We start from the raw sequence: 23,066 nt of genomic DNA, 5'->3' as shown, positions 1-23,066 counted from the left end.
AGGAATTATTTATGAATTTCAAATTTGAAGAAGCACTAGAACGATTACAACGAACACCCTTTTCGCTCGAACAGCTTTTATCAGACATATCAGAGGAATGGATTCAATGTCATGAAGGAGAAGGTACTTGGACAGTAAAGGAAGTCATCGATCACCTCATCGAATGTGAAAAAACAAATTGGATTCCTCGAGTCAATTCAATTTTGGATGGAAATGAAGTAACACCACTCCCTCCATTTGACAGGTTCGCACACTTACAACAAGACAAACCCGTTTCCTTTAAGGAAAGTATCTCTACATTTAAAACGTATCGAGAAAAAAATGTACTACTACTAAAAGAACTCGTTGATCCACAGCTTCACCTAAACATGAAAGGCATCCATCCTGCATTCGGCGAAATAACACTTAAACAACTGCTATCTACATGGGTGGTCCATGACTTCACACACATCTCCCAAATCCTAAGAGTCATGGCGAAGAGATACTCTGAAGATGTTGGGCCGTGGAACGAATACTTGAGTATACTTAAATGATTGTAGCTACCAAATAATCCGTACAATCAACTTCACATTTATAGCAACACAGTTTTCAGGAATGAGTAGACGAGTGTTACTCCAATCTTCTACCAAAAAGACGTAATAAGGCACAACTAGCATTTCCACTAGTTGTGCCTTTCAATTGTCCCCTATATGAACTCCCCAAAATGCTATTTATATGAAACCTTGACCTCATAACCTAAGTGGCCAAAAAAATCCGTTATTACTTTTTCAGCATGATTTTCCGCTGTTTGCAACACTCCCACTGCGATTGCTTCCTTTTTAATTTCCGCTTGAGCCTCTGCAGCGAGGTTGAACCCTTCCTCCCAGTTTACGTCTCCTCGGAACAATCCTTGATGAGAGTATGTGACCACTTGATCCATTTGGATAGCTGGTTCCTGGATAAAGTTTGCCCTTGGTAATGAGATGCTTACTTGTTTCTCTTTTTCGTTCACAAGAATATCAGAATCTGAGAGACGATTTAAGTCCACTCCAGCTACAACGGTCGCAGGGACGATTAACAACAATTCCTGTTTTGTACCTGGAAAGTTAACGGATATGTCTTTGCCGAATAATTTATTATCTTCTTTTTCAATGATAATCTTCACATGAGCCTCTGCCGTTGCAAGCGTAGCCATCTCTTGAACCTGCTCTACAAATGTAGCCGTATCCTTCTTAAACGTACTACCCGAGAGAAGTACAGTACCCACAATCACAGCGATGATGATGATTGCCAGAATCAGTGCCTTTACTTTCCAAGCTTTAATACGAAACGAAGGGAACGATTTCGATTTTCGGTCATCCATCGCAATCGCCGAAGCACTCTCTTCCTGCGCTTTCTTCAATTGCTTCACAAGGTGCTCTAGCTCTTCAATCCTTTGCCGTTCCTTACTCATATCGATCCCCCCTATATCCCTTAAAAAACGCACTACAAAAAAAATGTCGTATAATGTCATTTTAAAAGAAATTTGGGCGGATGTATATGGTCTTTATCAAGGGTTAGGGGAGTACATGGGTTAAGAACTTTGTCCCAATATTTGATAAATAAAAGTTCAAAAGGGACAGAATTGAACTGAACCCCAATTGTTATTACAACTAACTATTGGAGGTGCTGTTCAAGAACTTGTCCCAAAAAGCTATACTTTATCCCCTTAACATCTTGTTATATGAAAAACAGCGAACACAGATTTCCATTAGAAGCAGGAAATCTGTCCCTACGCCAGCTTTATTCTTTCAGTACACGATACATAAACAATGAAAAATGCTGCCTAGAAATTTGCTCGTTTGGCTTATACAAGCTCCCCGGATACCCCTTTGTAATTTGTGCCCCTGCTAGTTTGTCCACATATGTCTTCGACCAATGCCCCTTTACATCTTTAAAATCAATCGTTGTGGTTCCGCTAAGAGAGAAGGCATTGACTAAAATTTTCGCCATTTGTCCACGTGTTAACTGACCATACCGATCAAAACGACCATCTGGTTTCCCTGTCACAATCCCAAGCTCAACTGCTTTCGCAATCGCTTCATACCCATTCTCACCAGGTTTTAAATCAGTAAAGCCTGGATTCTTTACATCCTTGGTCGGATCAATGTCTAGAGCTCTTAAGATCATTGTGACGGCTTGCAATCGACTTAAAGGCTGTAATGGCTTAAAGGATCCGTCGGGAAATCCATTGATAATCCCCTTTTCATGTAAAAATGTAATTTCAGCCTCATAATTAGAGAGGTCTGTGAACACATCACTAGCTATTTTTTGTTTCTCAAGCTTTGTCGTTTGACCCATATAACCATACGAATTATAAATAATAGTATCCTCTTTAATGAGATAAGGAGGCTCGAAATGATGCTCATCCATTCTTTTCAATGGGTGCCGCCTAAAAATTGCATCTAGTGAAACGACATATTTATCGTTTGCATATCTTAGCTCATTGCCCCGTTCAAAATCTGGAAATTGCCCTAGAACTTCACTTAATTTTTGAGAATTGAGTACGTACTTATCATAGACAAGATCCCCTCCATTATAGTGAAGTACAATTGGAGCAATATATCCTTCATATGGTGGGAATGAAGCACTGTCTAAGATTTCAAGGGTGTCCATACTAACAGTGAGGACACGTGGGTTCCTTCCTGCCCCCATTTCCCCTAAAAACAATCGTCTTCCCTTTTCGTCCACTTCAATTTCAGGCAGTAGAAACTGAGTGAATTTTGTGTAATAAGAACGACCTTTATTTTCATCTGCAGCAACGATTTCAATTTCCTTCGTTGTAAGATCAAGATATCGAAGCTGATGATAAATATGTCCATTATCATAAGCCCTATTCATAAAATAAAGGCGGTCCCCCGCAAATTCTATATCTGTAATCTGATTGACATGAGTATAAAAGAAATTTTCACCCACCTTATCCGGCACCATATTTGTTTTAGTGTCATACACCATCAGATTATCTTTGGTTGCAATGAACACTTTGTTGTTTCCATATTCAAGGTCAACTGCTCGAATATTCGGCTTTAATATAGCGGTATGCTCCACTTCAAGAGTCTCTGCATTAATTTTTAATAACACATTTTCATCATAGTCGACTGTGGCATAAGCGGCTGCATAAATGTACTCTTCCTTGTCATCAAATTCCCAGTCCACCACTCTATAATATAGATCTTTATTAATGACCTCCTGCTCGCCCATAGATTGTGGCACCGTTCTACTTTTATCGCTTTCTTTAGTTGAAAGGGGGGTTACAGGTAACTCCTCTTCACGAATCGGCTCTAACTCGTTTTGACAGCCAACCGTTACTATTAGTGTAAATACCCAAACAATTTGTAGCTTCCTTATCCATTGTCTCGAGCGTACCAACGTTGTACCTCCCATCTGTTTCGACTTAATCGGTACTATTATTTGTTATAGCACGTACAATATTCACACGAGAGGGTAAGGGGACCGAGACCCTATCCGAAATAGATACCTTCGATCCCTTATAGATCCGCTATTTAGCTGATATTTGTTCAAACCTTCCAGTATCTCTTTTTTGTAATTTAATATGGCATTTATAGTATGATAAATCTGTCTCTATTTGTATATATTTGGAACATTCAATCGTAATCTACACCTGTTTAACTGCTTCAATTATCGAATTCCTCTTGAATATTCTCTTTCGAATGGTTCACCACCTTACGAAACGTAATGTAGCCTCTCACTTTTATGCTCTTCCACCCAAAAACTAGTTTTTCCGATTCACCATTTCCTTTATAAAATTCTCTAGATGTAAGTTTGACTTTTCTTGGTTTGAGTCGGTTATATCCTCTGCGTGCTTCTGTTTTGCCATTACAATAGCCCTTGTCGCTTCATCTTCCGAATCATAAAGCCCTAAATCGTAACTAACTGTAACTAGTGAATAATCAGTTGTTATTTTTATAATGGCTCTATATTTCAGACCTTTCCGGTTAATCTTATGAGAATAAAATACCACCATACCTATACCCTCCGGTCATGTGACTCTTAGTATTATCACCATCATGCCTATTAATATTATTATTAAGATGTTAGGTAAGTGAGGACTACTTTGTCTTATAAATATTTCTTCTAAATCGGAAGCACACAACACCTCCCCGTGCTTCTAACAACGAATGAATATAATTCCATATGCAAAAGATAGGTATGTTCAAAAGGGAGGTGTATCGATGCCTAATCTAAATGATAATAAGTTCAGAAAAATTCAATCGGAAAGTCAAAAACAAGGAAAATCATATGAGGAATATGCAGCAGAACTTGAAATGAATAAGTTGAAGAGCCAAAAAAGAAAGTAGTCAATGAAATGAGAAGGCAGGTTTTGAATACCTGCCTTTCACCATATCTTTCCCTATACTTAATCCTAGTCTGTACTAAAACGTATAACTCATTTCTTTTTCGGGAAAAGTTGTATGATAGGAGTTTATCAAGGATAGGAGTGGAAAGTGATGGAGTTGGTAGTCATGCTTTTCCTTTGCTGGTTATCATTCGCTATTCTTTTTTCACAATCAGACTACTATTGTAAGAAGGATATCGCATTTTTACTTTTATTTACTGCATTAATTACCACACATGCTTATACGATATTTTCTGCTAACTTTAAATTCATATCACTGCCGAAAGAAAACGTGAAATATATCGCTTATTTATTGTTAAGAAGTGCATTATTACCCGCTACTATCTCCCTATTAATACACTTCTACCTCCATGTAAAATCCACTAAGCTAAAAATTCGGGTGATGATTGGTGCTATCATTTCATTTACGTTCATTATTAAATTATCCCATTCATTAGGTCTCTTCACTTACAAAAACTGGAATACCTTTTTAATGGTTATCTTTTTGATATTGGTGACGATAATGGCCTTTTGGTTCCTTAAGCTATTTCAAAGGATGTGCAAAAACCATTGACTACGTATATACCATTTGTTGAAAAAAATTTTGGAATGAATGATATATTTGTACTTTTTTTAATATGCCTCTTTCTCTTCCTTATTGTTATTTTTCCAAAAAGAATCCCAAAGGGTTCTAGTACACTTTTATTTTTATTTAGTGTCGTCGTGGCAAGCGTGTTTGACAATTCCATTGGTGCAGACAACTTTGATTACTATGATATTTTAGATGGACCGAAGTATACGATAATGGATGTAGTCGCTTACTTACTCTATTTGCCTTTTGGATATTTTTTTTATTACATGTATGACAAATATAAGATCCGTGGAATTAAAACGGTTGCATATATTTTAGCCTGGACATTATTTGGTATGCTGTTTGAGTATATATGTATATCTTTTAATCTGTTTACATATAAAAATGGCTACAAATACTTATATTCTGTACCGATCTATCTATTCTCTCTAACGGTACTATTGCTATTTGTAAACACCATCATAATGGAAAAAGAACGATAGGGATGGTTTAAATGCTTCCGAGTAAAAAAGCCTCTATATCACGGCTTACTAAAATATCCTTACTCTCTATACTAATCAGTTCAATCAATTTGAACTGTTTTTGAACCATTTCCTCTTTCATTAAACCAGACATCCATTAAAGACCATATCATCACTTAAGCACCGTTCTCCCGCTTCCTTCAAAGATTCGAATCTAAACAAAATCCTTCTTTACATTCTTCTATATGAATTGGTCGTTATCTCTGTTTACTTGAATATAGTATAAGGACTGCTTTGTTTTGTTTAGACAATCATCAAAAAATAATTGAAGGAGGAGAACGAATATGACAGTCATAAAAGGAACATACATAGAAGTGGACCCTGCTGTAGAATTATTTATTCAAGAAGCAGGAGACGGAGATCCGATTGTTTTTATTCCAGGTTTTACGTTTACAACAGAGGTATTTCAGGAACAGCTTCGTCATTTCTCGAAAACACACCGAACGATTGTGGTGGATCCTAGAAGTCATGGTAAATCGACCATGACCCTTCATGGAAATGACTATGTAACGCACGGCACGGATTTAGCAAAGGTTCTAGAAGCGTTAGATGTTAGAAATGCTACTCTTGTCGGCTGGTCATTTGGTTGTTTAACAGTATGGGAGTATATTCGTCAGTTTGGTACAGATCACATCAAGTCCCTTGTCCTAGTAGATATGCCGCCTAAGTCATTATCGCTTCAGCAAGATCAGGACTGGGTTGAGGGGCCACTTGACGATTTGGCTGGGGCCTATAATGCTTATTTACGAAACCCTCAAGGGCAAAGAGAGTTCATTTCTGCCTATGCAAAAGGTGTCATGGTACAAAGAGAGTTGACGGAAGAGGAACTGAATTGGATTGTTGAGCAATCCATGCAAACCCCTTATTATATTGCGGCCAACTTGTTTGCTTCTGGATTATTCAGTGATTACCGCGAAGAAGCAAAGCTTGCAAGTGAATCCGTCCCTACCCTTACGATTGTCGCCGAGCATTGGGCAGAGACAGCAACATCCTACCTGCAAAAACTAGCACCTAAAACTGCTGTACAGGTGCTCGGTGGCCACTTTATGTTCTGGGAGCATAGTCAGCGATTCAACGAATTGGTGGAGGAGTTCTTGTCGACCTAATTTCTTGTTCTTACTGGCGCTTATCCCCCACTTAAACTTCTCGTTTCATCTAAAGTTTTGAAGTGGGGGTTTTAGCGCCAGTTGGAGCGGGATAAAAAACAGAGAACAATGGTTTTGTTCGTTTTCACCATTGTTCTCTGTATGTTTATATAAACTCAGATATCTGCCCTGTAACAGGATCTACTAAATACCAACCTCTTGTAGCCGTATGGTTGTCAACCACATCGTAAACATGGATGAGATATTGTCCATTTTCGATATGATGACTGATCACTAAAAGGATAAATTAAACACCCCGGTTGACCCTCAACAAAAATTCTACTAATGGTTGGATTGGTTCCGTATGGATTAAATTTACCATTGGTATAATCGTGACAAACTTCCTCTAATGGCGTAATATTGTCAGGTTCGTTTGGAGGAGCTGCTATGATAGTCGTTAGTTCAAAAATCCAGATACCGAAGTGGTTCGCTAGGCTCTTGCTTGACTTGACTCCATCCAGATGGATACATCAATATAAAAGTAGGTAGAAAAATAAACCTATTTGCCCCATTTAAAAGCTTATGATATCAAATACTACACCAACCCCGATAAAGACTAGAAAAAGGATGACGGAATAGGCAGTCAAGATATACTCCTTGGACTCTCTGTCATATTTCCACTCAAAAAAGGCACGAACACTAAATACTACGAGAAAGAAGGAAAATGTCCAATGATGGGTGACATCGACAAAAAAGATTCCAACTAAGAATCCCATCAGGATGAATCTTTCTATCCACTTATGAACAGAATTCACACATTGATAAAGAATCCATGTTCTCTTTTCCATCTTTAGTTTCCATCTTAGCCACTTTTCAGACAGGATGCTAAAAATGACCATGATAACTATATATACTATAACTGTTGTTATATTCATTGTTGTTCACTTCCTTATTAGATGCAATTCGTTACATACATATAAAGCTTTAAGACCAGCTAATTTTCACACCCCATCGATAGTGACATTCACCACGCCCTACATTAAAAATGCTTTTGGCTGAAAGGCTTACAAAGAAAAAATATAAGTGAAGGTAACCGCAAGGAGCACAATGGTAAATAAGAAGCCGAGAATAAACGCTTGAATCCACAACTTCCTTGTGTACCCTTTTAATTCCTCTATTGAATGAGAGCGATCTACCTTCCTTATGTGAATAAAGAGACCAATGTTCACCAGTGCTACGATCATAAAACCAAAAAAGAGGATAAAACCAACTTCTATTTGATGAAAGTAAGCGTCCGAATCACGATTGATAAAGGCTTGAAAAAACATTAAAGCACCTAAAAACAGGTTCATGATACTACTTGTTTTTCTTTGTTTATCCCACTCTTTCCCCATCTTCTCTCGTTCATAGATGGCTACTTTCTCAAATATCGGGATAAAGGATTTAGTTGAGTTCCCTTTACCAAGTCCATATACCGCTTGACATAATAATATAATTCCAAGTATGACAAAAACCTGTGCTTGAGTGGCGCCAAAGGTACGAATGACAATAAAATAGATGATACTCACCGTTACGATCATTACGTTCATAAACACGATTTGTTTCAATCTCATATTCTTTAACTCTGTTACATTCATCAACCTCACCCCCTAACTTCTTCCATTTTATCATATACTAATGTCTCACCCATGAGAAAAGAGAGATGCAATTTCTTCCACATGTGACTTTGTCACTTTTGCACTTATGGCCTTTTAAAAACATTACAACCTTTCAGTTCAGAGGAGCCCTGCTACCTATTGAAACTATTCGTTCCATTACAAAACACCTCACGAATCATTTGAACCATTAACGTTATTCATGTTTTCTCCTCCGCCATTCCAAAATCAAGCTTCCAATACTCTTTATGCTTGCACCTATCCATACTATAATAGACAAGTAGATTGAGGTGAGTAAAACATGAGTAGAAAAGCATTAGAAGAAAAAATAATTGAAAACTATCAAAATGAAGAAAATATGATGATTCTAGTCTTTGCACAGTGGTGTGTGAACCATAATCTTAATGCGGAGGAGCTTTATTTAAAGGCTTATCCAAACCAAGCCACTAACCCAGCTCTAAAACAGGCACTGTCCTTAACCGTACCAAAAGAGGAAGCTGGTGATATCAGTTACGAAACATTACTCAATGTTCTTTCCTTATTTGGAAATGACGACCTAGCATTTATTGTCTCTGAAGAAATGGCGAAAAGGAATAAGGTAAAATAAAGCATGTTTTAACTTATAGTGTAGCATTGTAAAAAGATTGAGCATTTTTAATAAAGTTTGATTAAAAACATCTCCTTCTGAAGATTGCATAGGGAGATGTTTTTAATGGATATTTATGATTGAAATTATTGAGATTGTAAAAAATTGTGCTTACTATAAAGGGTTGATTAGTGGAGGAAGGAATTGAATTATTAAAAGAGAATCTTATGGAGTTCTTGGTGGGGGTGGGAAAAATGTTAGCTGATATAATTATTATGTTTTTTGTGATAATACCTCTCTATGCGATATTACTATGGACTTTTTTTGACCCAGTAGAAAGTTTATTGTTTGGTAGAAGGTGGAAGTATAAAGAAAGACCGGAACTATCCAAAGAAATCATTCATTATACTAAATTTGCATCACTAACTGCTATGATTGGCCTACCTTTTGTTCTATTAGGTATCATGTTAGATATTTTATTTCTTAAATTTACACTGGTATTATTTCCTTTAGTGTTCATAATTGGTGCATTTATTATATTCAGGGCATAAATAGATTTTTATACTACAGGGTGCGTTTCTGAAACAAGCGGAAACGCCCTTTCATTATCTAGCAGGAATTCAGTTCGGCTTTGAATATCAGTAAGAAAAAAGGGGATAGTTAATTGGAATATATACCAGAAAAAAGAAGCCGTTTAATGATGTAATAGACCATTTTGAAAAAAATTGAAGGGTCCATTCACTTTGAAAAGAAAGATCTACCGAATAAGCTAAGACATACTAGTAATTGATTATATTATTTATGCTTTCTCTGTTGGTATACTTCTTTTTGCAATAATTTGGAGTTTTTTCAAGTAAATTTAGTAGCAGAATTGAGTGGTATATAAAAACCATTCTTGTTCAGCTAAAGAGGCTAAGAGTAAGTTCCAGGTTAATTAAATGTAATTTTAAACAGCTTGGATGACAATATGAAAAAGTTTATTTTATATTATTGGCTTATTATTATCTCTCACGTTTCAAGTCCCAAAGGATGAGGCTCGTAAATGTGCGGATCCTACAGAAGAAATGCAGAAATCGGAAAAGATATTTTAAAGAGATAAATAATCAAACTTTATTATAAAATTGGTTTTTAATCAAAATTACTGTTTTCTATTTGTTGTTTTAAGGGCTAAAAGGAGATTTTGATCAATCATTATTTTAAAACTTAAATAGATTCACTATACATTTGTAAGTACACCTTCATTCTTAATCTTTGAATTCAAAATCAATACCAGTCGCATTTTCTTTGATTTTATAATATATCTTGGGCATACTACAACTACTCACATCCGAGGAGGAATCACATGAGGCTAAAAAATGGGGACTATTATACAAATGTTCATTCAAATAAGCAATATAAGTTAAATGAAGATAACAATAGCAACTGGTACTTAAGTGTCGATGATAAAGAAGGTTACCAGGAAACAGAAAGGTTATCTGGACGAGATATGATCAGATTAGTAAATGCTGATTACACAAAAAGCTATTCCACTTCTGTCAGGTAGGCAAAATAGGAAACGATCGTGGAATGTTCCCAACTATCTATTTTTTGCAAAACTCCTTTGCAAAGAACAAAAGGCTCAGGGGCGCCCCGTTTAGCCACGACATGCAAATGTTCCGGCATGAAAAAAGGGTGGTTTTCCCATTTATTCATGCCTGGTTATTTGGCTGGGTGCTGGAGCTATATTCCAAGTCACTAGCCCATTTCTCTTGCTGAAAACTTTTATACTTTCTAAATAACCAGGGGAATCATCCTCCTGGTTTTATGTTACACCCCTCGCTTATTTCCCCATACGAAGGCATGTAGCTGTGGTAATACTCTTGCTGCATTCATCTCGGGAGATTCAATCGTTTTGGAAATTAGCCATTCATACTTTGCTAAGAGCGTTTGTATTAATTCTTGCGTGTTCTCAGTCTTGATGTCTTCATTCCCAACCTGCAAAAAGAATGGAGCAAGGTCGTACCTGCTTTTTATTTCCTTCGCATATTCAAAATCGCGTTCATCAAACACAACGACCTTTAGACTAAAGTTCCGGTGCAATGCCTGTAAGTTAGAGACAATCTCGTCTAACACCGTGAAATCCGTATTCATTCCTGAACTAGGTGGTTTTGGGGAAATCGTTAAGTCATCGATATCTGTAAACCATGGCTGCCACTTACTCCCTTGCGTTTCAAGAGCCACTTCGATACTCCTCTCTTTTAAAAGGGAGATTAATTCCCCTAGTGAAGATAAAAGCGCCGGATTCCCTCCTGAGATGGTGACATGGTCAAAGCAATTGCTGCCTATTTTTTCCAACTCCTCGAGAATTTCCGCTCCTGTCATTAGCTGAATGTCATCCTTACCGGTTCCATCCCACGTAAAGGCTGAGTCACACCATTTACATTGATAATCACAGCCAGCTGTTCGTACAAACATCGTCTTCCTTCCGATCACCATTCCTTCTCCTTGAATGGTTGGGCCAAAGATTTCCATGACGGGTATTTTCTTAATCACGAAAGTCACCAGCTTTCGGTCTGTATACCACATAGCTCGTTGGTGTCTCTCTTACGATTACCTGTAAACACTTTGGTTGATTTGACAATGTATCTAGAAGGTTTTGGATATTTTGCCAAATCGTTCTGGCTACCACTTCTGTTGTTGGAAAATGGTGAGGATCCTGCTGCTTAAATTCATCCAATTGATTTAATAATGTATGGTCATAACGTCCGTGAACGGCATCTTTTAAGCTCTTAAAGTTAATTAAAAACCCCGAATCATTTAATTCGTCCCCGCCAATCGTAATGTTGACAAAATACGTGTGACCGTGAATGTCTTTACAAACACCTGCTTGTTCATGAGGGATAAAATGAGCCGCTGCAAAATTCATATCCTTATTCAATTCATACCTGAAATCATGTTGAACCTGAGGATAAAATTGTTGAATCATTGCTGTGACTCCTTTCTCATCTGTTGATATGTTTCATAGCCTTTCCTTCTTAACACACAAGCTGGACATTCCCCACACCCATCTCCGATTATTCCATCATAGCAGGTCAGTGTGTTTTCACGGACAAAGTCTAAAACATCTAGTTGATCAGCCAGCTCCCACGTTTCTGCTTTATTTAGCCACATTAACGGTGTATGGATCACAAATGGCTGATCCATGGATAAATTAAGCGTAACATTTAACGACTTGATAAACGCATCTCGGCAGTCAGGATAACCGCTAAAGTCGGTTTCACAAACACCCGTTATGATATGCTTTGCTCCCACTTGACTCGCAAGAATCGCCGCAAACGATAGGAAAACTAAATTACGACCAGGGACAAAGGTTGAAGGTAAACCTCCGTTTTCCCCATCCTTAATCTCGATATCATTTCTCGTCAGTGCATTAGGTGCTAATTGGTTTAATAAGTCCATATTTAAAATGTGATGTCTCACACCTACTTCGTTTGCGATCGCTTTTGCACACTCAATTTCAGTCGCATGCCTTTGGTTATAATCAAACGTTACCACTTCAACTTCTTTAAATTGCTTTAACGCCCAAAACAAACAAGTCGTGCTGTCTTGTCCTCCACTGAAAACAACAACCGCTTTTTCGTTTTTCATGATGAGTAAAGCTCCTTTCAAAAAAAAGACAGTACTTCCCAAGATAGAAGTACTGCTTCTCCTTAGTTTTTTTAACGAGGGGTGCTAGAACCTCTTTATTCAATATAATATGGACATTATAACATACCGGTTTGTATTAGATAATTGACAAATTATTGTACATGCTTACGTTCTGATGTTTCCGAATGTTTGTTTTATTGTGGTCTAGTACAATGAAGGCGGGTGGAAGAAAAGAAATCTAATTCTATTTCATGAAAACAATGTTCAAGGAAAGACCCGGGTTGCCTGCTCTACATGATGTTGATGATAAACAAGTCAAAGTTGATGATAAACTTTTTCTACTTGCTGATAAAGTTTGAAAAGTTGATGACAAAAAAGAAAGTTGATGATAAATTCGTAAAGTTGATGATAAAACTTGATAGTTGCTGATAAATTTTCTAAAGTTGATGATAAATTTAAATAAGTTGCTGATACGAGTAAAATTACAGCCAATAAGACTTTCAACTATAATCAAAAAATCCATGAATCTAGATGCCAAATGACTGCACCACTAAAAAAGCTCAGTTTATTAAAAAATCATCAAATTTTTTCACTAAAACAACCTACTTTTTATAAAAAACAAAGATATTTCAATTCCCATAGTACAAGGGCACATTTTTTTTGGTCTCCTAGCCCTTACTTTCTCGGGGACAAGAATTCTTAAACTTCTCGATTCATCTAAAGTTTTGAAGTGGTGGGGCTTAGCGCCAGTTGGAACGGGATAAACTAAACATTGTCTGAAAATAAGAAGCAAATCAAACTACACAAAATTTTACAATTGTCTTTACTTACTTTTTGCTATAATACAAATATCTATGACTAAGAGGTGAGAAGTTTGGAGCAAAAAACGAAGATTTCATTTTTCAAAAAATTGGGGTACTCCACCACAAAGCCTTCCCTTTTACCAACAATGGCTCGAGAGGGAGCAGGAAGAGCTATTCTGTACTTACTTTTATTATCGTTGACGTTAGGACTCATTAGCGGAGTATTCCAATCCGTTCGTGCATCCTTGGATTTTAATCGCTTCCTTCAAGATGTGAGCGATGATCTACCTCATTTCGTGTTAGAAAATGGAGAATTGGAAATAGAAGGTGATGAGCCACTAATCTTTGAAGAGGATCCGAATTCAGTGTTCATTATCGATGATACAGGTACGTATACCCGTGACAACGTGAATGATTTGTTATCTGATTACGGTACGGTTACTCTCCTTACTAAATATGAATTTATTTCAGCTAAACCGTTTGAAACAAGAGAATTCCGTTTCTCAGACCTAGGAGATGCACTATATCTAAATAAACAGATGGTGCTCGATTTCCTCCCTGTCTTATCATTTCTACCTATTCTTTTAGGAATCGGTGTTGTCTTCTGGTTCTTTATTCGCAAGCTCATAATGGGTCTTATCTATGCTTTGGTAGGATTAATTGTGTCAGCTATTTTTAAGAAGGGCTATTCATTCGGAACCATGTACAGCATGGGGCTTTATGCGATTACACTTCCGACCATTATCGACATCCTCCTTATGATGATAGGTATCAACCTTACTTGGTTCGTGTACTTAGCCATTGTGGTTGTGTACTTTGTATTTGCCATGAAGAACAATGATACAATTCTAGAGGAAGATCCAAAAACTGAATAGTAAGTGAAAAACCAGTCCGAGGACTGGTATTTTTTTCTTAGGCGGCACAACTAACACAATAAGTTAGTTGTGCTTGTTCCATGTGCTCTCAATATTGAGTAAATATGCATTTGGATCCTTTTTAAACCTTCGCTGTTTTGTGTGTTCAAGTATTCGGTTATTCCACTTACTAGCCTCATTCTTATAGGTAGAGTAGTTGGCATTCTTTATCTTATTCAATCCGTCTTGCTCATTAGTAACACATTCAACAAATACAATGTTTTCACCATGACGAACAATATAACGATTCCAAGTTCGACTACCCGTTATCCGCCTATGCCTTACTTTTGTTCGTCTAAAGAAAAGTTCTAAATCATTGTTCGTCCTAGGTAAGAGAGGGAATTCGTATATAGTAAATAGACCCTTCCAAAAGCCATTACTATATCTTAAAAGGTTATCTACAAACGCATGATCTTCTTCCCGATTAAGCTCTTGTTTAATTTGATCTAGATACTGTTTTAATCTATGTTCGACCCATGAACTTGTTTTATTTTCAGATGGTTCCATAATAGTGGCAATACGCTTAAAACGCAGGTCCCAACGTTTCACAAGCTGATAATCTGATTTAAAGTTATCAACATTACTGACTATTCTGAACAGCTTTTCAAGTAAAGGAGTCCCCTTTTTTATCCAGGCATTTTTCAATCGAGTCTTTGATTGATTTTGTACGTTCAAAGACTCGAGTACCTGGTAATTCAAACGGGGGCTTACCATCTTCCAATAATACAGAACGAATGGCTGCCACATATTCACTTGCGATTTCTTCTTCCAAGCTTTCTGAAGTTGATTCTTCGATTTTTCTCTCGATATCTCGAATTCCCCTTAGCTTCTTTTTAATATTCGTCTTTAACTTTCGGTCCTTTTCCACTAATGGTTTAGGGGTTACCGACAAAATATGATTTCTAGGAGGAGATATTGTATGAATCCAGTCATTGGTCTGGATGTATCAAAAGGAGAAAGTCAGGTTCAAGCATTTTTGGATAAAGGCAAGCCTTATCGTAAGAGCTTTAGTATTAAACACACTACTGAAGGATTAGGTAGTTTATTAGAATTCCTTGAAGAGGTTGAAAATTCCGCTGGTGGTAACCAACCTACGGTCGTTTTAGAATCAACTGGACACTACCATATTCCTGTTATTCAGTTTCTTGAGGAGAAAAATTATGTTTATATTGTCGTCAATCCTCTTATCTCACATAGAGCAAAGAGTTCAAGTCTTCGCAAGGTAAAGACAGATGCAGTAGATGCTTATCACCTTTGTGAATTGTTTTATAAAGAAGAATTAGAGCCTTATAAAAAGCGAGGTATTCAACTTCAAAACCTTCGTAATCTTACTAGACAGCAAGAGAGCATCGCTGAAGTATCAGCAAAAACTAAACTACAACTTCACTCATTATTAGATCAGGTCTTCCCTGAGTATAGAGGTGTATTTGGTGGTTTATACTCAAAGGTTTCGTTGCTTACATTACTAGCCTTCCCAACCTCTCAGGCTGTATTAAGTGTAAGTGAAAGAGAGCTGACCGAAAAGATTGGTTCATTATGTATAAGTCGGTCTGATACTTGGGCAAAGGAAAGGGCAGAGAAATTAAGAGATGCAGCCCTTCGTAACCCGTTTCAGAACAACCTGTACCAGAGTCATATCTTTAATCTTGAGCTATTAGTGAGTATGGTGCTTCAATATCAAGAGCATCTATCTAAGATTGCAGCTGAAATAGATGCCCTCGCTAAAGAAAATGAAGAGTATCATATACTTCAGTCTATCCCTGGAATCGGAGAGAAAATCGCCGCCACGATTTTATCCGAGGTTGGAGAGATAGATCGGTTCAGTGATGCCAAAAAGCTAGTTGCATTCGCTGGAGTAGATCCTAGTGTTTACTCTTCAGGTAAGTTTACTGCATCAGTCAATCGAATTACCAAACGAGGCTCTTGTAGGCTTCGTCATGCCTTATATATGGCTGTTCAAAGTGGTATTCGTGATTCTCGTAAGAAGAAAACGACTGATGAGATAATAGCACGTAATAAAAGATTAAGAGAGTTTTACGATAAGAAACGTGAAGAAGGAAAACCCTTCAGAGTAGCAGTTATAGCCTGTGTAAATAAACTCTTACATTGGATTTACGCCTTACTAAAAAGCAGAACTACTTTCCAAGATATAGCTTAAAAACTATATCTAACTAAATACAACAAAACCTTCCAATTAGAGTGTAGAGGAAGGTTATTTGGCATGTTCAATTTTAGTATATCATGATGTTATTAATCTTTTTATTGAAAAATCTTGACAAACTATTAGCTGGTTTAATTACAATTAGAGAAAGCTTCTCTAATTGTAATTACTCTTCATCATTCTTTGTTTTTTCTTCCAAGAGCTGAAGAATTCTATTTATGTCTTTACTTGTTTGAGAATTATCAATACCGTATTTTACCCCATAATAAATAATTATTAATGCAAATGCACCTGCTAAAAGCCATAAAAACAAAACAACAATTATTCCCACTCATATCACCTCAAATTTTTTCTAAGGACATAATTCCCATAGTAAAGCCGTTATTCCTTCTTTAATATTATGCTCATTCAATAGAATCCGCTATATTAACCATTACCTCTGGAGTGACCTTATCGGAAACTCTTTTATCAATTCCAAATATGTATTGCCAATTACCTTTGTCCACAAAAAGGAAATTAAACAGCAGATCCTCAATATATATAGCCTTTTCTCCACTTTTAAGCGTATATTCTTTTTGATTGGGTCTGGGTTTTAAGGTGATTTTATTTTTTATAGGACGAACATCAATTTTATAATGGTTTTGAGGTGATTGGTCATTAACAAACTCAATATCAAAAGAGTCATTTATATCACCGTCTAGATTACTGAATCTTCCAAAGTAATGTGTAAAGTTGATCGGTGGCACTCTGAGAGGCAGTTTTAAATCTTCATTAAAATGCGTTTCAAATTCTGCCACAGCTTCTTCTACTGTTTTATATCCAACTTCAGGATATATTTCTTCATAAGGTCTTTGTTTATCACTTACCGATGCAAATACCAATCCATTAGTTGATGCAAATATAAATGTACTGAACAATATAGCCATAAGAGAATACCTTTTGAACATTATCAACGCCCCCTATTTGTAAAAACTTAGACTATTTTCCCTCGAATACATTAATTAATTTCACTAGTATTCAACTAATCGATACTCTAATAAAGAAGAATCAGCGCAGATGATCCCATTTTGTTATTCAACATTCGCCCCCGTTACTTGAAGAAGAGTTTCTACTTATTTTTCGGTTACCCTTACAAATTGTTCATTCTGATAATCTCTCCGATGTTATAGCCTATCCAAGCACCGATAAATGGAAAAGCATCGATAGGAAAGTCCAATCTTACAGTGTCAAAATCCATAACAAAAATGAAACCTGTAAGAAAAACGCTTATAACGCTGATGAAGACAATCTCAGTTATTTTTCTTCGCTTCCACCTTTTCTCTCCCAAACGATTTCTGTCAAATGCCCGCACACGTCTACTCGTCTTTGTACCGATAGGTCTTCCTGTCTTTAGGGTGTACAACGTGATAGCTACTATTATCCAAGAAAGTACACAAAATGCTCCAAAGAGGAGTAATGGCTTTCCGTTCTCAGCAAGATAACCAAAAGGCACGAATAACAACAGCATTACAAGATTGCCTTGGACTAATTGCATCTTTTTTAAATACTTAACTTCTTGTATATCCCATTGTGTTTCATCCATTTTATCCCCGCTTTCAATTCGACAACTTGTTAAACTAACCTGCTTCGTTTGTTTAATAACTTCAATTTAAATAAGCGATAATCCTCCTTTTTGGATCATCGTCCCGTTAGCTCATTAATTTTTTAATTCTCTCGTCTACATTGGATACGACTTTCTTTACCAGAAATACCTTTTTCGATTTTAATTTTGTTTAACTTAACTCCATTATCTGGAGTGTCAGTTAACGTAATATAAATTCTGTCATAGGGTTTGTCACCGTGGTGAGCACTATAATTTAGTGCACTTGCATGGATTATATGTCTCCTTGTATCACCATTTATTCTTTCGACTTTATCTATTTTGGGGCACATAATAAAATCTGAATAAGATTTTTCCAAGTCCAAATGGGCAAAATACCTTGTATATAGGGTTTCTTCAAGCAACTCCTCTTTTGGTGCACCCACACTTTCAAACTTCCAGCCAACTAAAATCCAATCAAATAGTTCTAATGATTTTAATCGGACTTTCACTTTATTTTTTGTATATATGACCTCACTATCTGCTATTATGCATTTCTTCGCTTGTTTTTCAGAAATACAATTATAGGCAGGTTCAACAGTTGCAACTTCCCCATTCTTCATTCTTATTTTCAATTTAGAGATGGGAGTGTTATTTAGTTTTATATCAGTTGATCCTTCAGTAGGACTTGATGCGTTTATCCATTTAACTACCTTATCTATGATTACTTCTTCATATCCATCACTAAACTTAAATATACGAGGACCTCCGTTTAAACGGTTTACTTGCATGGATAAAACTTCGTGTGGATTTATTGTTGGTTGAAAACTTGCGACTGCTAATTGTGTTGATGAGAATAATCCAGTAAACATTACATATATAGTGACTGACCAGACTAACTTTTTCATCGTAATCGCCGCCTTTGGAAGTAGTTTGTATGTATCTTACCCTTTGACTAAAACTAAATTCCAAATCGACTTTCATAAACCTAACGCCCTATGTAATTAAACTAAACAACCCAATTACAAAAAGGGATCAGACGCAACTGATCCCTTTTTGTTATTCAACATTCGCACCCTTTACTATAAGTACACTATTTCACATTTTCAAAACTTAATAAATAATTGAAATTAACTTTTTTACTACATAATAAATATAAAAAATAGAATAGGTATCTCCAAGCCTGTTGGATTGAAAGGTAAGGATATTTAATGCTTTATCATTTTATCTACCTCTAAGAAAACATAAAGGTATGCCTTTAGAAATTGGTACCCGGTTAGTTGAATACAGTTATATTCACTCTTATTTTTTATTGTTAAATTTAATCAATGTATAGGCTGTAATACCTGTTAAAAGCCCAATTAATATTGATTGTGTAATTACATTTAACCCCAAATCTTCTTCATATTTGGAAAAAATAAAACCATAAATCCCTGCGAATAATGCTATTATTAATATTTTTCCTACTCCCATTAGATATACCCCTCCTTTTGATCCACTACCACTACTTAATATCACCCTTTCACTTTATGATTTAAATTCCTTGATTCAAGAAATATATTATGCCGCTATTTAACATTCGCCCCCGTTAGTCTATTCCGAGCCAAACAAAAGAATAAACAATTAGAGTAAATGAAATTGCAACCCATGCCGTTAGGTTTGCTGTATTCTCATTGTCTCGTTTAATTTGTTTCGCTAATTCTACACCCTTCACAATAAATATAATACAAAGAATTGGCATTAAATAAACTCCAACAAAAGCCATTAAACTTCCCATTTTTTAATTCCCCTTTTTTAAGTAATAATACCATCCTTAATTCCATTATCCTGCTCCGTTAGTCTAAATCGAATGCTCATATTGAACACTCGCACCCGTTTGTTGAAGAGGAAATAACAATAATAATTAACTTTTATACCAAAGCTAAAGCTACCTTTTAATCCAAATTAATCGAGATATTCCTCTGAGTAAGAATAAAACACTTAACGACCATAAAATACCAGCATACCCCATATTTAAAGAAGCCGTTTCCGACCCCATTGGGTTTTGATGCTCAAAAGTATTAATAGCTTGTAATAAATTTACCCCTGCTAGAGAGAATAATGATAAATAAACTATTAAGTATATAAATGCAACTCTGTCAGGTTGTTTAGTCTTCCAAAGACTAATTATATATAGTAACTGAATAAACATAACAATAAGAAATCCCCAATGTAGCATTCCGTAAACTTCTTCTTCCAAAAACATGAATTCACCCCTATAATCCAAATAATACCATAAAGCACTCCATCAATATTATATCCATTTTGAAGAACTGTTTGAAATACAAAGGGTTCAAGTAGAAAATCCCATTTTTCTAATCAAGTCGTACCCCTTCATAATCAAACAGCCCCTGTTTCTTAAATCGTACTCATCTCATACAAAACAAGTAAAAATTATTCATTTTTTATTAATTAAACGATAATAACTCTTTTCAGAAAATGTAGCTATTACCAACACTATTGCCATTAATATAATGAAGTAAGGAATCAATATATCCTCAAAGAAATATTGATCTAATATTAATCCAAACGCAAATCCATATCCAAAAACCAAATAAGCATATTTTCGAAACCTATTATAAAGCGAATTTTCTTTTTTTATCTCTTTTAAAAAGTAAATTGTACTCGAAACTACTAGCAATAAAATATAAATATACGCTGGCTTTATATACATCTCTACCTCCTGAAAGATACTTTAGCCTCATTTTTTCCTTTACTAATTTAACTATTCCTCTTCAACTAAACAACCAAATATACAAAAAGGGATCAGCAGCAGCTAATCCCTTTTTGTTATTCAACATTCGCACCCGTTCGTAATATAAGGTTAGCCAGATATTTCTGGTTGACCTTTTTCTATATGGTCTTATTATTACGGTAGTCGGGGTAGAACGTCGCACCCGTGGGACTTGATCCCGTTAGCTAAACTGTTCACCCCCTACTTGTATAAACATGTTTCAGGCTGGTTGGGACATTGTGATCCCGTTTAACAAGCGAACCTATGACATTACAAGAAGCCTTTAGGGGAATACCGACTAATTTAAATTCTAGGAGGAGATAGTATATGAATCCAGTCATTGGTCTGGATGTTTCAAAAGGAGAAAGTCAGATCCAAGCCTTTTTAGATAAAGGTAAGCCATACCGTAAGAGCTTTAGTATTAAACACACTACTGAAGGATTAGGTAGTTTATTAGATTTCCTTCATGAAGTAGAGAGTTCAGCTGGAGGTCGGCAACCTTCGGTCGTTTTAGAATCAACTGGTCACTACCATATTCCAGTCATTCAATTCCTGGAGGAGCAAAACTATGTTTATATTGTGGTCAATCCTCTTATCTCGCACAGAGCAAAGAGTTCAAGTTTACGGAAGGTAAAAACAGATGCAATTGATGCTTATCACCTTTGCGAGTTGTTTTATAAAGAAGAGTTAGAGCCTTATAAGAAGCGTGGGATACAACTCTTAAACCTTCGTAATCTTACTAGACAACAGGAGAGTTTGGCAGATATATCAGCAAAAACTAAGTTACAGCTACATTCTCTAATAGACCAAGTATTCCCTGAGTATAGAGGGGTATTTGGCAGCTTGTATTCGAAAGTATCATTGCTTACTCTACTTGCATTTCCAACTTCTGAAGCTGTCATGAGTGTGAGTGAAAAAGAATTAGCTGAGAAAATCGCTTCTTTATGTAAAAGTCGATCAGATAAATGGGCAGCTGAAAGAGCACTCAAATTAAGAGAGGCAGCCCTTAGTAACCCGTTTCAAAACAACTTATACCAGAGTCATATTTTCAACCTTGAAATGTTAGTTAAGATTGTTCTTCAATACCAAGAGCATCTATCTAGGATTGCAGATGAAATAGATGCCCTCGCTAAAGAAATTGAAGAATATCATATACTCCAGTCTATCCCTGGAATCGGAGAAAAAATCGCCGCCACGATTATTTCCGAGGTTGGAGAGATAGATCGATTCAATGATGCCAAAAAACTTGTTGCATTCGCTGGGGTAGATCCTAGTGTCTATTCTTCTGGAAAGTTTACAGCATCAGTTAACCGAATTACCAAACGTGGTTCTTGTAGGCTTCGTCATGCCTTGTATATGGCTGTTCAAAGTGGTATTCGTGATTCTCGTAAAAAGAAAACAACTGATGAAATCATTGCACGCAATAAAAGACTTAGAGAGTTTTACGATAAGAAACGTGAAGAAGGAAAACCCTTTAGAGTAGCCGTTATAGCATGTGTTAATAAACTCTTACATTGGATTTATGCCTTACTAAAAAGCAGAACTACTTTCCAAGATATAGCTTAAGAACTATATCTAACTAAATACAACAAAACCTTCCAATTACAGTATTGAGGAAGGTTATTTGGCATGTTCAATTTTAGTATATCATGATGTTATTAATCTTTTTATTGAAAGATGTTGACAAACTATTAGCTGGTTTACTTGAATAGTATTTTTTAATTGTCCACTAACGTTAATTCCCATTTCTCTTCGATAAGTTCTTTATTTGACAGCATTTGAGTTTGAGTTTCCTTTAATTCAAAACCAAATCTCTCGTAAATTCGTCTGGCTGATTTTAGTTCGCAATTTGTCCAAAGAACTATACTCTTAAATCCATTTTCTTTGCTAAAGTTAATAGCTTTTTCGACTAACCTTTGCCCATATCCAGTACCTCTAACATTAGGTTCAACTAGAAATAAACCCAATTGTGCAGTAGTGTCATTAACCCTTTTAATACTAACCGAACCACTTTGTCTTTCATCAATCTCTAAAATGAAAATGTTTTCGTCTGAGTTTGCTCGCTCAATAAACCCTCTGACACTTTGCTCTACAAAATCTCTAAAAGATAAATCATATCCAAATTCTTTATTGTATAAATCATAGTGAGAATTTACTATGTAATCTTTGTCTTCTAATCTATAACTGCGTATCATATTATCACCCTTTTTCATAATTCCCCGCTCCAAGTCCCGCTCTATACTTCCACAAAAAGTGGTACTAATCCTTCATGGATCAGTACCACTTCCATTACATTATCGCACCCGTTAGTTTAGTAAATACTTTTGAATTTAAGTAATATAAAAAGACAGTAAAGGTTTTTAATTTCTTTTACTGCCTGCTAAGTCTTTCAATT

Annotated in this window: 30 protein-coding genes; 11 read left to right on the top strand and 19 right to left on the bottom strand. The window is 36.0% G+C overall.

Annotated features, from left to right (window positions below; genetic code table 11):
• Positions 1 to 11: 11 nt before the first annotated feature.
• Positions 12 to 533 carry a DinB family protein gene (locus tag ACFSCX_RS23505; protein WP_377930693.1) on the top strand — a complete coding sequence of 174 codons (522 nt, stop codon included), beginning with the start codon at positions 12 to 14 and terminating at the stop codon, positions 531 to 533.
• Positions 534 to 706: 173 nt separating this feature from the next.
• Here the strand turns inward: ACFSCX_RS23505 and ACFSCX_RS23500 are convergent, their stop codons facing one another.
• From ACFSCX_RS23500 to ACFSCX_RS23490, 3 genes are all read right to left on the bottom strand, one after another.
• Positions 707 to 1,432: a DUF4230 domain-containing protein gene (locus tag ACFSCX_RS23500; RefSeq protein WP_377930691.1), complete on the bottom strand. Its 726-nt coding sequence runs from the start codon at positions 1,430 to 1,432 to the stop codon at positions 707 to 709.
• 329 nt (positions 1,433 to 1,761) lie between these two features.
• The gene (locus ACFSCX_RS23495; RefSeq protein WP_377930690.1) at positions 1,762 to 3,387 is read right to left on the bottom strand and encodes an S-layer homology domain-containing protein; all 1,626 of its coding nucleotides are present in this window, start codon (positions 3,385 to 3,387) and stop codon (positions 1,762 to 1,764) included.
• Between the two features lie 364 nt (positions 3,388 to 3,751).
• On the bottom strand, positions 3,752 to 4,003 hold the full coding sequence (locus ACFSCX_RS23490) for a hypothetical protein (RefSeq protein WP_377930689.1): 252 nt from the start codon (positions 4,001 to 4,003) through the stop codon (positions 3,752 to 3,754).
• 208 nt (positions 4,004 to 4,211) lie between these two features.
• On the opposite strand from ACFSCX_RS23490, the gene ACFSCX_RS23485 reads away from it, so the two are divergent.
• The 4 genes from ACFSCX_RS23485 to ACFSCX_RS23470 all read left to right on the top strand — a co-directional run bounded on the left by ACFSCX_RS23485 (position 4,212) and on the right by ACFSCX_RS23470 (position 6,594).
• A complete protein-coding gene (locus ACFSCX_RS23485; protein WP_272914203.1) occupies positions 4,212 to 4,337 on the top strand; it encodes a hypothetical protein in 126 nt (41 codons plus the stop codon).
• A 150-nt stretch (positions 4,338 to 4,487) separates the two neighbouring features.
• The gene (locus tag ACFSCX_RS23480) at positions 4,488 to 4,949 is read left to right on the top strand and encodes a hypothetical protein (protein WP_377930688.1); all 462 of its coding nucleotides are present in this window, start codon (positions 4,488 to 4,490) and stop codon (positions 4,947 to 4,949) included.
• Positions 4,946 to 5,449: a hypothetical protein gene (locus ACFSCX_RS23475; protein ID WP_377930687.1), complete on the top strand. Its 504-nt coding sequence runs from the start codon at positions 4,946 to 4,948 to the stop codon at positions 5,447 to 5,449. Before ACFSCX_RS23480 ends, ACFSCX_RS23475 begins: the two co-directional genes overlap by 4 nt.
• Before the next feature lie 323 nt (positions 5,450 to 5,772).
• Positions 5,773 to 6,594 (top strand): alpha/beta fold hydrolase, encoded by an 822-nt coding sequence (locus ACFSCX_RS23470; protein WP_377930686.1) that lies wholly within the window; start codon positions 5,773 to 5,775, stop codon positions 6,592 to 6,594.
• A gap of 551 nt (positions 6,595 to 7,145) precedes the next feature.
• Here ACFSCX_RS23470 and ACFSCX_RS23465 read toward each other — a convergent pair.
• Positions 7,146 to 7,508 (bottom strand): DUF4181 domain-containing protein, encoded by a 363-nt coding sequence (locus ACFSCX_RS23465; RefSeq protein ID WP_377930685.1) that lies wholly within the window; start codon positions 7,506 to 7,508, stop codon positions 7,146 to 7,148.
• A gap of 129 nt (positions 7,509 to 7,637) precedes the next feature.
• On the bottom strand, positions 7,638 to 8,210 hold the full coding sequence (locus tag ACFSCX_RS23460; protein WP_377930684.1) for a hypothetical protein: 573 nt from the start codon (positions 8,208 to 8,210) through the stop codon (positions 7,638 to 7,640).
• A 319-nt stretch (positions 8,211 to 8,529) separates the two neighbouring features.
• Between ACFSCX_RS23460 and ACFSCX_RS23455 the strand changes: the two genes are divergently transcribed.
• From ACFSCX_RS23455 to ACFSCX_RS23445, 3 genes are all read left to right on the top strand, one after another.
• Positions 8,530 to 8,835 (top strand): hypothetical protein, encoded by a 306-nt coding sequence (locus tag ACFSCX_RS23455; RefSeq protein ID WP_377930683.1) that lies wholly within the window; start codon positions 8,530 to 8,532, stop codon positions 8,833 to 8,835.
• A 233-nt stretch (positions 8,836 to 9,068) separates the two neighbouring features.
• Positions 9,069 to 9,365, top strand: a complete 297-nt coding sequence (locus ACFSCX_RS23450; RefSeq protein ID WP_377930682.1) for a hypothetical protein — start codon at positions 9,069 to 9,071, stop codon at positions 9,363 to 9,365.
• A gap of 791 nt (positions 9,366 to 10,156) precedes the next feature.
• The gene (locus ACFSCX_RS23445) at positions 10,157 to 10,357 is read left to right on the top strand and encodes a hypothetical protein (protein WP_377930681.1); all 201 of its coding nucleotides are present in this window, start codon (positions 10,157 to 10,159) and stop codon (positions 10,355 to 10,357) included.
• Positions 10,358 to 10,620: 263 nt separating this feature from the next.
• On the opposite strand, the gene queE is transcribed toward ACFSCX_RS23445, so the two are convergent.
• Genes queE through queC form a run of 3 tightly spaced genes read right to left on the bottom strand, consistent with a single transcriptional unit; the run spans position 10,621 to position 12,441 of the window.
• The gene (queE, locus tag ACFSCX_RS23440; protein WP_377930948.1) at positions 10,621 to 11,343 is read right to left on the bottom strand and encodes a 7-carboxy-7-deazaguanine synthase QueE; all 723 of its coding nucleotides are present in this window, start codon (positions 11,341 to 11,343) and stop codon (positions 10,621 to 10,623) included.
• Entirely contained in the window at positions 11,339 to 11,779 is a 441-nt protein-coding gene (queD, locus tag ACFSCX_RS23435; protein WP_377930680.1) for a 6-carboxytetrahydropterin synthase QueD, read from the bottom strand. Before queD ends, queE begins: the two co-directional genes overlap by 5 nt.
• A complete protein-coding gene (queC, locus tag ACFSCX_RS23430; RefSeq protein WP_377930679.1) occupies positions 11,776 to 12,441 on the bottom strand; it encodes a 7-cyano-7-deazaguanine synthase QueC in 666 nt (221 codons plus the stop codon). Before queC ends, queD begins: the two co-directional genes overlap by 4 nt.
• A gap of 874 nt (positions 12,442 to 13,315) precedes the next feature.
• On the opposite strand from queC, the gene ACFSCX_RS23425 reads away from it, so the two are divergent.
• Positions 13,316 to 14,119: a DUF1189 domain-containing protein gene (locus tag ACFSCX_RS23425; RefSeq protein ID WP_377930678.1), complete on the top strand. Its 804-nt coding sequence runs from the start codon at positions 13,316 to 13,318 to the stop codon at positions 14,117 to 14,119.
• A 63-nt stretch (positions 14,120 to 14,182) separates the two neighbouring features.
• Here the strand turns inward: ACFSCX_RS23425 and ACFSCX_RS23420 are convergent, their stop codons facing one another.
• Both ACFSCX_RS23420 and ACFSCX_RS23415 read right to left on the bottom strand, forming a co-directional pair.
• On the bottom strand, positions 14,183 to 14,833 hold the full coding sequence (locus ACFSCX_RS23420) for a hypothetical protein (protein ID WP_377930677.1): 651 nt from the start codon (positions 14,831 to 14,833) through the stop codon (positions 14,183 to 14,185).
• The gene (locus ACFSCX_RS23415) at positions 14,763 to 15,050 is read right to left on the bottom strand and encodes a hypothetical protein (RefSeq protein WP_377930676.1); all 288 of its coding nucleotides are present in this window, start codon (positions 15,048 to 15,050) and stop codon (positions 14,763 to 14,765) included. Before ACFSCX_RS23415 ends, ACFSCX_RS23420 begins: the two co-directional genes overlap by 71 nt.
• 27 nt (positions 15,051 to 15,077) lie before the next feature.
• Here ACFSCX_RS23415 and ACFSCX_RS23410 point away from each other — a divergent pair, with 27 nt between their 5' ends.
• Positions 15,078 to 16,316 carry an IS110 family RNA-guided transposase gene (locus ACFSCX_RS23410; protein WP_377930675.1) on the top strand — a complete coding sequence of 413 codons (1,239 nt, stop codon included), beginning with the start codon at positions 15,078 to 15,080 and terminating at the stop codon, positions 16,314 to 16,316.
• Positions 16,317 to 16,485: 169 nt separating this feature from the next.
• Here the strand turns inward: ACFSCX_RS23410 and ACFSCX_RS23405 are convergent, their stop codons facing one another.
• The 8 genes from ACFSCX_RS23405 to ACFSCX_RS23370 all read right to left on the bottom strand — a co-directional run bounded on the left by ACFSCX_RS23405 (position 16,486) and on the right by ACFSCX_RS23370 (position 20,611).
• Complete coding sequence (locus ACFSCX_RS23405; protein ID WP_377930674.1) at positions 16,486 to 16,650, bottom strand: hypothetical protein; 165 nt, start codon at positions 16,648 to 16,650, stop codon at positions 16,486 to 16,488.
• A 73-nt stretch (positions 16,651 to 16,723) separates the two neighbouring features.
• Positions 16,724 to 17,266 carry a hypothetical protein gene (locus ACFSCX_RS23400; RefSeq protein ID WP_377930673.1) on the bottom strand — a complete coding sequence of 181 codons (543 nt, stop codon included), beginning with the start codon at positions 17,264 to 17,266 and terminating at the stop codon, positions 16,724 to 16,726.
• Positions 17,267 to 17,448: 182 nt separating this feature from the next.
• On the bottom strand, positions 17,449 to 17,901 hold the full coding sequence (locus tag ACFSCX_RS23395) for a hypothetical protein (protein WP_377930672.1): 453 nt from the start codon (positions 17,899 to 17,901) through the stop codon (positions 17,449 to 17,451).
• 122 nt (positions 17,902 to 18,023) lie between these two features.
• Positions 18,024 to 18,806: a hypothetical protein gene (locus ACFSCX_RS23390; protein WP_377930671.1), complete on the bottom strand. Its 783-nt coding sequence runs from the start codon at positions 18,804 to 18,806 to the stop codon at positions 18,024 to 18,026.
• Between the two features lie 394 nt (positions 18,807 to 19,200).
• Entirely contained in the window at positions 19,201 to 19,371 is a 171-nt protein-coding gene (locus tag ACFSCX_RS23385) for a hypothetical protein (RefSeq protein WP_377930670.1), read from the bottom strand.
• 115 nt (positions 19,372 to 19,486) lie between these two features.
• Complete coding sequence (locus ACFSCX_RS23380; RefSeq protein ID WP_377930669.1) at positions 19,487 to 19,675, bottom strand: hypothetical protein; 189 nt, start codon at positions 19,673 to 19,675, stop codon at positions 19,487 to 19,489.
• Positions 19,676 to 19,825: 150 nt separating this feature from the next.
• Complete coding sequence (locus ACFSCX_RS23375) at positions 19,826 to 20,143, bottom strand: hypothetical protein (RefSeq protein ID WP_377930668.1); 318 nt, start codon at positions 20,141 to 20,143, stop codon at positions 19,826 to 19,828.
• A 192-nt stretch (positions 20,144 to 20,335) separates the two neighbouring features.
• Positions 20,336 to 20,611: a hypothetical protein gene (locus ACFSCX_RS23370; protein WP_377930667.1), complete on the bottom strand. Its 276-nt coding sequence runs from the start codon at positions 20,609 to 20,611 to the stop codon at positions 20,336 to 20,338.
• Positions 20,612 to 20,998: 387 nt separating this feature from the next.
• Here ACFSCX_RS23370 and ACFSCX_RS23365 point away from each other — a divergent pair, with 387 nt between their 5' ends.
• Entirely contained in the window at positions 20,999 to 22,237 is a 1,239-nt protein-coding gene (locus ACFSCX_RS23365) for an IS110 family RNA-guided transposase (RefSeq protein WP_377930666.1), read from the top strand.
• 152 nt (positions 22,238 to 22,389) lie between these two features.
• On the opposite strand, the gene ACFSCX_RS23360 is transcribed toward ACFSCX_RS23365, so the two are convergent.
• Complete coding sequence (locus ACFSCX_RS23360; RefSeq protein WP_377930665.1) at positions 22,390 to 22,884, bottom strand: GNAT family N-acetyltransferase; 495 nt, start codon at positions 22,882 to 22,884, stop codon at positions 22,390 to 22,392.
• Positions 22,885 to 23,066: the final 182 nt, after the last annotated feature.

The sequence above is a fragment of the Bacillus salitolerans genome (assembly GCF_042680805.1).
GTDB lineage: Bacteria > Bacillota > Bacilli > Bacillales > SA4 > Bacillus_CJ > Bacillus_CJ salitolerans.
Note: the sequence above shows the minus strand (reverse complement) of the source record. Positions and strands in the feature narration are given on the sequence as shown.

What these genes read in the sequence shown, in the direction of transcription:
- ACFSCX_RS23505 (WP_377930693.1), top strand. Translation starts at nt 12, where the DNA reads ATGAATTTCAAATTTGAAGAAGCACTAGAACGATTACAACGAACACCC.
- ACFSCX_RS23500 (WP_377930691.1), bottom strand. Translation starts at nt 1,432, where the DNA reads ATGAGTAAGGAACGGCAAAGGATTGAAGAGCTAGAGCACCTTGTGAAG.
- ACFSCX_RS23490 (WP_377930689.1), bottom strand. Translation starts at nt 4,003, where the DNA reads ATGGTGGTATTTTATTCTCATAAGATTAACCGGAAAGGTCTGAAATAT.
- ACFSCX_RS23485 (WP_272914203.1), top strand. Translation starts at nt 4,212, where the DNA reads ATGCCTAATCTAAATGATAATAAGTTCAGAAAAATTCAATCGGAAAGT.
- ACFSCX_RS23480 (WP_377930688.1), top strand. Translation starts at nt 4,488, where the DNA reads ATGGAGTTGGTAGTCATGCTTTTCCTTTGCTGGTTATCATTCGCTATT.
- ACFSCX_RS23470 (WP_377930686.1), top strand. Translation starts at nt 5,773, where the DNA reads ATGACAGTCATAAAAGGAACATACATAGAAGTGGACCCTGCTGTAGAA.
- ACFSCX_RS23465 (WP_377930685.1), bottom strand. Translation starts at nt 7,508, where the DNA reads ATGAATATAACAACAGTTATAGTATATATAGTTATCATGGTCATTTTT.
- ACFSCX_RS23460 (WP_377930684.1), bottom strand. Translation starts at nt 8,210, where the DNA reads ATGAATGTAACAGAGTTAAAGAATATGAGATTGAAACAAATCGTGTTT.
- ACFSCX_RS23455 (WP_377930683.1), top strand. Translation starts at nt 8,530, where the DNA reads ATGAGTAGAAAAGCATTAGAAGAAAAAATAATTGAAAACTATCAAAAT.
- ACFSCX_RS23450 (WP_377930682.1), top strand. Translation starts at nt 9,069, where the DNA reads ATGTTAGCTGATATAATTATTATGTTTTTTGTGATAATACCTCTCTAT.
- ACFSCX_RS23445 (WP_377930681.1), top strand. Translation starts at nt 10,157, where the DNA reads ATGAGGCTAAAAAATGGGGACTATTATACAAATGTTCATTCAAATAAG.
- queD (WP_377930680.1), bottom strand. Translation starts at nt 11,779, where the DNA reads ATGATTCAACAATTTTATCCTCAGGTTCAACATGATTTCAGGTATGAA.
- queC (WP_377930679.1), bottom strand. Translation starts at nt 12,441, where the DNA reads ATGAAAAACGAAAAAGCGGTTGTTGTTTTCAGTGGAGGACAAGACAGC.
- ACFSCX_RS23410 (WP_377930675.1), top strand. Translation starts at nt 15,078, where the DNA reads ATGAATCCAGTCATTGGTCTGGATGTATCAAAAGGAGAAAGTCAGGTT.
- ACFSCX_RS23400 (WP_377930673.1), bottom strand. Translation starts at nt 17,266, where the DNA reads ATGTTCAAAAGGTATTCTCTTATGGCTATATTGTTCAGTACATTTATA.
- ACFSCX_RS23395 (WP_377930672.1), bottom strand. Translation starts at nt 17,901, where the DNA reads ATGGATGAAACACAATGGGATATACAAGAAGTTAAGTATTTAAAAAAG.
- ACFSCX_RS23390 (WP_377930671.1), bottom strand. Translation starts at nt 18,806, where the DNA reads ATGAAAAAGTTAGTCTGGTCAGTCACTATATATGTAATGTTTACTGGA.
- ACFSCX_RS23385 (WP_377930670.1), bottom strand. Translation starts at nt 19,371, where the DNA reads ATGGGAGTAGGAAAAATATTAATAATAGCATTATTCGCAGGGATTTAT.
- ACFSCX_RS23380 (WP_377930669.1), bottom strand. Translation starts at nt 19,675, where the DNA reads ATGGGAAGTTTAATGGCTTTTGTTGGAGTTTATTTAATGCCAATTCTT.
- ACFSCX_RS23375 (WP_377930668.1), bottom strand. Translation starts at nt 20,143, where the DNA reads ATGTTTTTGGAAGAAGAAGTTTACGGAATGCTACATTGGGGATTTCTT.
- ACFSCX_RS23370 (WP_377930667.1), bottom strand. Translation starts at nt 20,611, where the DNA reads ATGTATATAAAGCCAGCGTATATTTATATTTTATTGCTAGTAGTTTCG.
- ACFSCX_RS23365 (WP_377930666.1), top strand. Translation starts at nt 20,999, where the DNA reads ATGAATCCAGTCATTGGTCTGGATGTTTCAAAAGGAGAAAGTCAGATC.
- ACFSCX_RS23360 (WP_377930665.1), bottom strand. Translation starts at nt 22,884, where the DNA reads ATGAAAAAGGGTGATAATATGATACGCAGTTATAGATTAGAAGACAAA.